The following is a 6,352-nucleotide window of genomic DNA, read 5'->3' as shown; positions in this document are numbered from 1 at the left end:
GGTGGCCGGCGTGCCGGGGCCGTGGCCAGGGCCGAGCCGGCGGACGAGCGGCCAAGGCAGCCCCCGGGCCGCCTCGAGAAGCACCGGCACCGCGAGAATCAGACCGAGGGGGCGACACAGGCCGCCGAGCAGGCCGGCCACGGCCGCCAGTTCCCAGCGCCCGCTGCGGGCACCGAGGAACACCGCCACGGCCAGCAGCCCGGCGAGTGCCTCGGCGTACCCCATGACCAGGACGAAGGCGGGTGGAGCCAGCGCGGCGAGCCAGATGAGCCGGGTGGTCGCCTCCGGGGCGAACCCCTCGAACCGGGCGAGCCCCACCAGCAGCAGCGCGAAGACCAACGCGCACACGTTGACCACGACCAGGAGCACGACGCCGACGTGGGCGTCGGCCCCCGGCAGCTTCGACAACCCCCGCACGAGCAGCGGCAGCAGGGGAAAGAACCGGCGGCTCTCGGCCCCAGCGCCGCTGTACCCGACCTCGGCAATCGTCTTGTACCACCCGGCGTCCCAACCGAGCAGGTCGGTGGTGCTCAGCTGCGCGCCCTGCTGCCCGCGGGCGTTGTCGGCGATGTACCTGGTCAGCGCCAGTGCCGCACCGACCGCCAGCCGGGCCGCGAGCCAGGCGAGCACGACCTCGCGCAGTTGCCAGCGGTCCTCCCAGCGGGTGGCCGCATGCCGGCCGCCCATGCCGCCACCTGCCCGATGATCATCCGGCAGGGCCTCGATCGCGGTCAAGAGGCCCGGAACCGCAGCAGCGCGTAGTTCTCGTAGACCTTGGCCGGCAGACCCTGCTTCATGACCTCGTCCGCGAGTGGCCGGGCCTCCTGCAGGGTGGTGCGCACCACCCTGCACAGCTCCTCGTAGGTGCGGTATGACCCGGAACCGGCGAGAAAGACGGTGTGTTCCGGACCGGCCTCGGCGAGGGCGCGCCGGGCGATCGCGACCCCGTTGGCCGATTCGTTGCGCTGCTCGTAGTCGACCCAGTCGACCCGATCCGGCGGTGCGTAGGTCGGCACGACGTACACCTTCATCCAGTTCGGCACGGTACGGGCGAGGCCCGGTCCGAGCTGGTCCGGGCAGACCAGCATCACATCACCGGGCCGGGCGGTCCGCTCGAGGACCTGCGCGGCCTCGGTGGCCTGGCTCCGCTCCCGGTGGATGTCGAAGGTCCCGGCGAGCAGACCGGTCAGGGCCGCGACGGCGACCACTCCATGGAACACCCGCCGATCGGTGATGATCGTCGCGCCGAGCCCGATGACCAGCAGGAACGGCACGAAGGCGGTGGCGGTGTAGCGGTCGGCCCAGGCGTTGCCGACCACCTTGCCCGCCGTCACCGCGACGACGAGTGTGCCGGTGGCCAGCAGGAACAGGGTCCGACCCGGTTCGAGACCACGCAGATCGAGAAGGATGAACCGGCTACCCGCGGGCCGACCGGCGATGCCGGCGGCGGCGAGACCAGTGATCAGGAACAGCAACAGGCGACCCAGGGTCGTCGGGCCGCCGGCCCACTGGCCGTAGGCGTGGGAGATCGCGGCATAGCTGGCGGGCTCGCCCCAGGGGGTGCCGGTGTGGGCAAGCTGGTCGAAGAAGTCGGGCAGCCACGGGGCGAAGACCAGCCCGCCACCGACGATGCCGAGCAGCCCGAAGACCGGCCCTCGCCGCTGCGGGGTGAGGAAACGGGTCGGTGTCCGGTGACTGTGGGGGGCGCCCCGGCCCCGGTTTCCCGGGCTTCCCGGGGCGGAACGGTATCCGGGTACACCTGTCGGGCCCGGATCGTCCGCCGAGGCGGTCATGCCGCCCGGCACACCCGCCGGGTCCGCCGCGCCCGCCCCGCGCCGGATCTGGCGCGCGACCCACCACGGACGGGCCACCAGCAGCAGGACCAGCCACGTTCCGACCGTAAGCAGCAGGTAGAGGCACCAGTAATGGGTCAGCGCCAGGCCTCCCGCGCAGAGCGCCAGGGCGATCGTCGATCTGATCGACGGTGCCCGCAGGACACGCTCCAACGCCAGTCCACCCAACGCGGTGAGCAACACGATGAGGCTGTACATCCGGGTCTCGGTCCCGAAGTACAACGCGAACGGCGACGTGAGGTACAGCACGACGCTGACCCGCGCCGCCCGCTCGCCGACCACGCGGCGGGCGAGCAGGAACAGTGGCCACGCCGCACCGATGTTGATCAGCGCGGACAGGGACCGGACCGCGAAGGTGCCCTCGCCGAAAGCTTTGATCCAGCCGTGGAGCACCAGGTAGTACAACGGCGGTGAGCCGTCCCGTAGCAAGCCGTTCCACATCGTGAAGGCCGACCCACGCAGGGGCAGGCGGGCGATGGCGACGCTCTGCGCCTCGTCCAGCCAGAGTGCCTGGCTGGCGGTGAACCGCACGATCACCGAGACGGCGAGGAGCACCCCCATCACCGCGGTGAAGATCCGTCCCGCACGGCCGGATGCGTTCCCGGCCTGGTCGACCGGCTCGGGGATCTGCTCCGCCGGCCGGACCGCGACATCCGTCACGGTCAGTCCCTTCCGTCCACATTGACCGGACTGCGACGGGCCGGCCGGTAGACGATCGGCCGGCCGGGCAGGGCCGCATCCGGTACCAGGCTCGCGTGGCGCGCCCCTACGCCTCGATGATGTTCCGGATGGGTGATGGGACGCGGCCCGTCCCATCACCCATCCGATCCGTACCCGGTAATACCGGGTACGTCCCCGGTCATGCCGGCCGGCCCCGGAAGTGGAGCGGGCGCCGACGGTGAAACGCGCCCGACAACCTGCCTGACAACGCACCCGACATTGTGGCGGCGTCCGGTGCCCCGGATGAATCCGTCCCGGATGAATCCTCCGTCAGGACCGGGCGATGCCCCGGGCCGGTGACGAAACCTCCTCGTGATAATCCTCCTCGACGTTGACCTCCCACACATCGTGCTTGGTGCCGTCGATGATGTTCTGGACCGTGAGCATCGCGGTGAGCATCGAGTGGTCCTGATTGTTGTAACGGTGCATGCCGTTACGGCCGACCGGGTGGACGTTCGGCGTGTTCTCGGCTAGCCAGGCGCGGATGATATCGACGTTCTTCTTGTAGTGTAGGTCGTAGTATGGATATGCCTTCGGCATGCGTACGACGAAACCCTCTTCCACCTGCTGGGCCCTGATCAGACCCAGCTCGACGAGTTCTTTCGTCCCGAGTGCGACCAGTTCCTCATCGGAGGCGTTCCAGGTCTCGTCACCCTCGAAGACGAAGTACTCCAGGCCGAGGCAGGTACGCCCGTCCTTGACCAGGAATGGCGACCAGGAGGCGAAGTTCTGGATCCGGCCGACCTTGACGGTGGGGGAGTGGATGTAGATCCAGTTGTCCGGGAAAGCGGCCGAGGCCGGCACCACGAGGGCGATGGTGAGGAAGTCGCGGTACTTCAGCGCGTTCGCCGCGGCCAGCACGTGGGCCGGTGCCGGCGGGTCCATCACCCGGACGAGGGAGGAGAACGACATCGACGAGATGATCTCGTCGGCCTGGTACTGGTACTCGCTGCCGAGGTCGGAGCGTGAGGACTCCGGGGCGCCGGCCCCTGGGCCGTACCCGCCGGTCACGGTCGTGGTGACGCCGGTCGCGCGGCCGTCGGCATGGTGGATCTTGCGGACCTTCTCCTCGAAGACCACCCGGCCACCCTGCTTAATGATCTTGTCGGTGGCGGTCTCCCACATCATTCCGGGCCCGTACTTGGGGTACTGGAACTCCTCGATGAGGGAGGTGATCTCCTTCTGGTTCTGCTTCGGTAGGACCGCGTTCACGATCGCGTTCATCATGGACAGGCTCTTGATGCGCTGCGCGGCCCAGTCCGAGGGCATCTCGCTCACCGGAACGCCCCACAGTTTCTCGGTGTAGGTCTTGAAGAAGGTGCGGTAGAGCCGCCAGCCGAAACGGGCCACCAGCCAGTTCTCGTAGTTGCTCTGGTCCTGCGGCGGCCGGATCCGGGCCGCGGCGTAGGAGGCGATGCAGCGCGCCGCCTCGACCAGGCCAAGCCCGCCGAGCGCGTTTCCCGCCTTGAGTGGGTAGTCGAAGAACTTCCCGTTGTAGTAGATGCGGCTCGATCGGGGGCGCAGCAGGAAGTCCTCGTCCGGCAGGATTTCGTGCCAGAGCTTTTCGACCTCGGGAACCTTGGTGAAGAAGCGGTGGCCGCCGATGTCGAAACGCCAACCTTCACGCTGGGCCGTACGGCTGATTCCGCCGACGACCGAGTCACCCTCGATAATCGTCACGGGGACGTCCCGTTTCACCAGCTCCCAACCGGCGGTCAGACCTGCCGGTCCGGCTCCGATGACGACTACCTCTGGCTTTTCGGTCACTGTGCCGGACCTCTCCTCAACACACACTCATGGTCACTCGGGTGGACGGACACCGGGCATCGCGCCACCGGGACGCCGGGCCCCTGGGACCGGTCCTGGGTCGCAAGTGTTGCATGGCGCGAGCGGAGACCCGTCCGCACCCCCTCGACCCGACACGATGCGATGATCCGTTATACGTCCGCCCTATTCCCATAACGCGCCTCCGGGCCGCCTGATCGGGTGGGGCTCTGGCATCGTGCGCACATGGGATTGTCGATACCCGGCCAACGGGCACCGCAGACCTCGCCTCCCCCGGACGGGCCGGTTCCTCCGGGGCGGGTGATGCCGGCGATTCTGGTCGGTTGGTGCGCGGTGGCCGGTGGCATCGCGGCCAAGGACGGTCGGTACGGCGCCTGGGCGCTGTCGAGTGTCCTGGTAGGTTTCGCGGCGGTGGTCTTGGCGGTCGTGGCCGCCGCCACCAGCACCGCCGCCACCAGCACCGCCAGCAGCAGCACCGCCAGTACCGCCGTGGCCGTGCGCCCGCGCGGGTGGTTCGGGGCGTGGCTGCTCGTGGCGGTCGTGATCGGCGTCGCGCCGCTCGTGCGCCGTCCCCGCTACTACGCCGCCGGCCGGTTCGCCACGGCGGCGGACGTGCTCGCGATCCTCGCGGGCCTGCTCGCCGCCGGGTCGATCCTGGTCATGCTGCACCACGTCGGCCGGGGGCGTCGGATCGGCCGGGAGCACCACCGGGGCCGGGGCCGGCTCGATGTGCTCGCCTCTCCGTGGGTGTTCTGGCTGGTCCTGGCCTTGGCCTGTGCGGCGGGCGTCGCTACGATCCGCGCTGCGCCGACGCCCCGCATCGACGTCTTCCACCTGCTCCAGGTCTCCACGGCCGGCCTGCCGCACGGGGCCGACATGTACCGGCAGCAGTGGGCGCCGAGCCGGGCCGAGTACCCGGTCGACGGCCTGTTCGACGTCTACCCCTATCTACCGGTCACGTCCGTGCTCCTGGCTCCCTTCCGGCTTCTGCTCGGTGACGTCCGTTACGGCCTGCTGCTGGCCCTGGCGGTGGCGGCGGTCCTGATCCGCGCGGTCGCGGGACAGGCACCCGCGGCGCCGGCGGTGGCCGCGCTGCCGTTGCTGGTCGTCGTGTTCCCCGAGTCGATGTACGCCCTGCAGCAGTCCTGGACCGAGCCGTTGCTCGTGGCCTGCCTGGCGGCGACGGTGTGGGCGTCGACGAGCGGGCGGGGACGGGTGGCGGTCGTCGCGTTCGCGCTCGCCCTGGCGACCAAACAGCACGTCGCGCTGCTGATCCCCCTGGCGGCGGGCTACCCCGCGTTCGGGCCCCGCCGGACGGCCGCCGCCGCGGCCGCGGCGGCGCTCCTCGTTGCCCCCTGGGTGCTGGCCGGTCCCCGGGACTTTCTCGACGACGCGGTCTGGACGAACCTCCACTACGAGGTGCTCGCCCACTCGCTGTCCCTGCCGGGCCTGGCGTCGCATTTCGGGGTCACGCTCGGATTCGGCTCGACCGCGGTCGCCCTCCTCGGTGCCTACACGGCGGCCTGGCGGGCTCGCGGGGACGCCACCGGGTTCTGCCTGGGGGCGGCGTTGGTCCTGCTCACCCTGAACCTGATGAACAAGCAGACCTTCTTCAACCACTACACGTTGCCGATGGGTCTGCTCGTGCTGGCCGTCGCGGCCCTCGCCGTCGACGACCCCGCCCGCGCGGGCGGTCAGCGCAGCGTGGAGAACCGTTCCAGCGACGCGCCCTCGTACAGGTTGCGCCGCTCGACCTGCACGGTGCGGTCGCGCAGCGTGGCGAGCTGGTCGGACAGCACGGCGCAGGCGCCCTCCAGGAACCGGTAACCGTCCGCGCGGACGAGCAGCACGGCGTGGCCGGGGCCGGCCAGTTCGTTGACCTCGGCCGCGAAGCTGGTGCCGTTCGCCCGTTTCATCCGGTCGGCGTAGTCGACCCAGTCGACGAGCGCCGGGCCGGAACTGTCCGCGTACACGATCTCCCGTACCGTGACTTC

The 6,352-nt window shown here is 70.1% G+C and carries 2 protein-coding genes and 2 pseudogenes; all 4 read right to left on the bottom strand.

The genetic code is table 11. The features are described from left to right. Window positions 1-735: pseudogene (locus AC08ON_RS03205) on the bottom strand (hypothetical protein); the annotation flags it as partial. Continuing rightward, on the bottom strand, window positions 732-2,513 hold the full coding sequence (locus AC08ON_RS03200) for a glycosyltransferase family 39 protein (RefSeq protein WP_476606352.1): 1,782 nt from the start codon (window positions 2,511-2,513) through the stop codon (window positions 732-734). The pseudogene AC08ON_RS03205 and the gene AC08ON_RS03200, both read right to left, overlap by 4 nt. A 330-nt stretch (window positions 2,514-2,843) precedes the next feature. After that, on the bottom strand, window positions 2,844-4,340 hold the full coding sequence (locus AC08ON_RS03195) for an NAD(P)/FAD-dependent oxidoreductase (RefSeq protein WP_476606351.1): 1,497 nt from the start codon (window positions 4,338-4,340) through the stop codon (window positions 2,844-2,846). Window positions 4,341-6,052: 1,712 nt separating this feature from the next. Further along, a pseudogene (locus AC08ON_RS03190) lies at window positions 6,053-6,352 on the bottom strand (glycosyltransferase family 39 protein); the annotation flags it as partial.

The sequence above is a fragment of the Frankia sp. CoWAU3 genome (genome assembly GCF_977971855.1).
The sequence above is the reverse complement of the archived record's forward strand: the minus strand, read 5'-3'. Positions and strand labels throughout refer to the sequence as shown.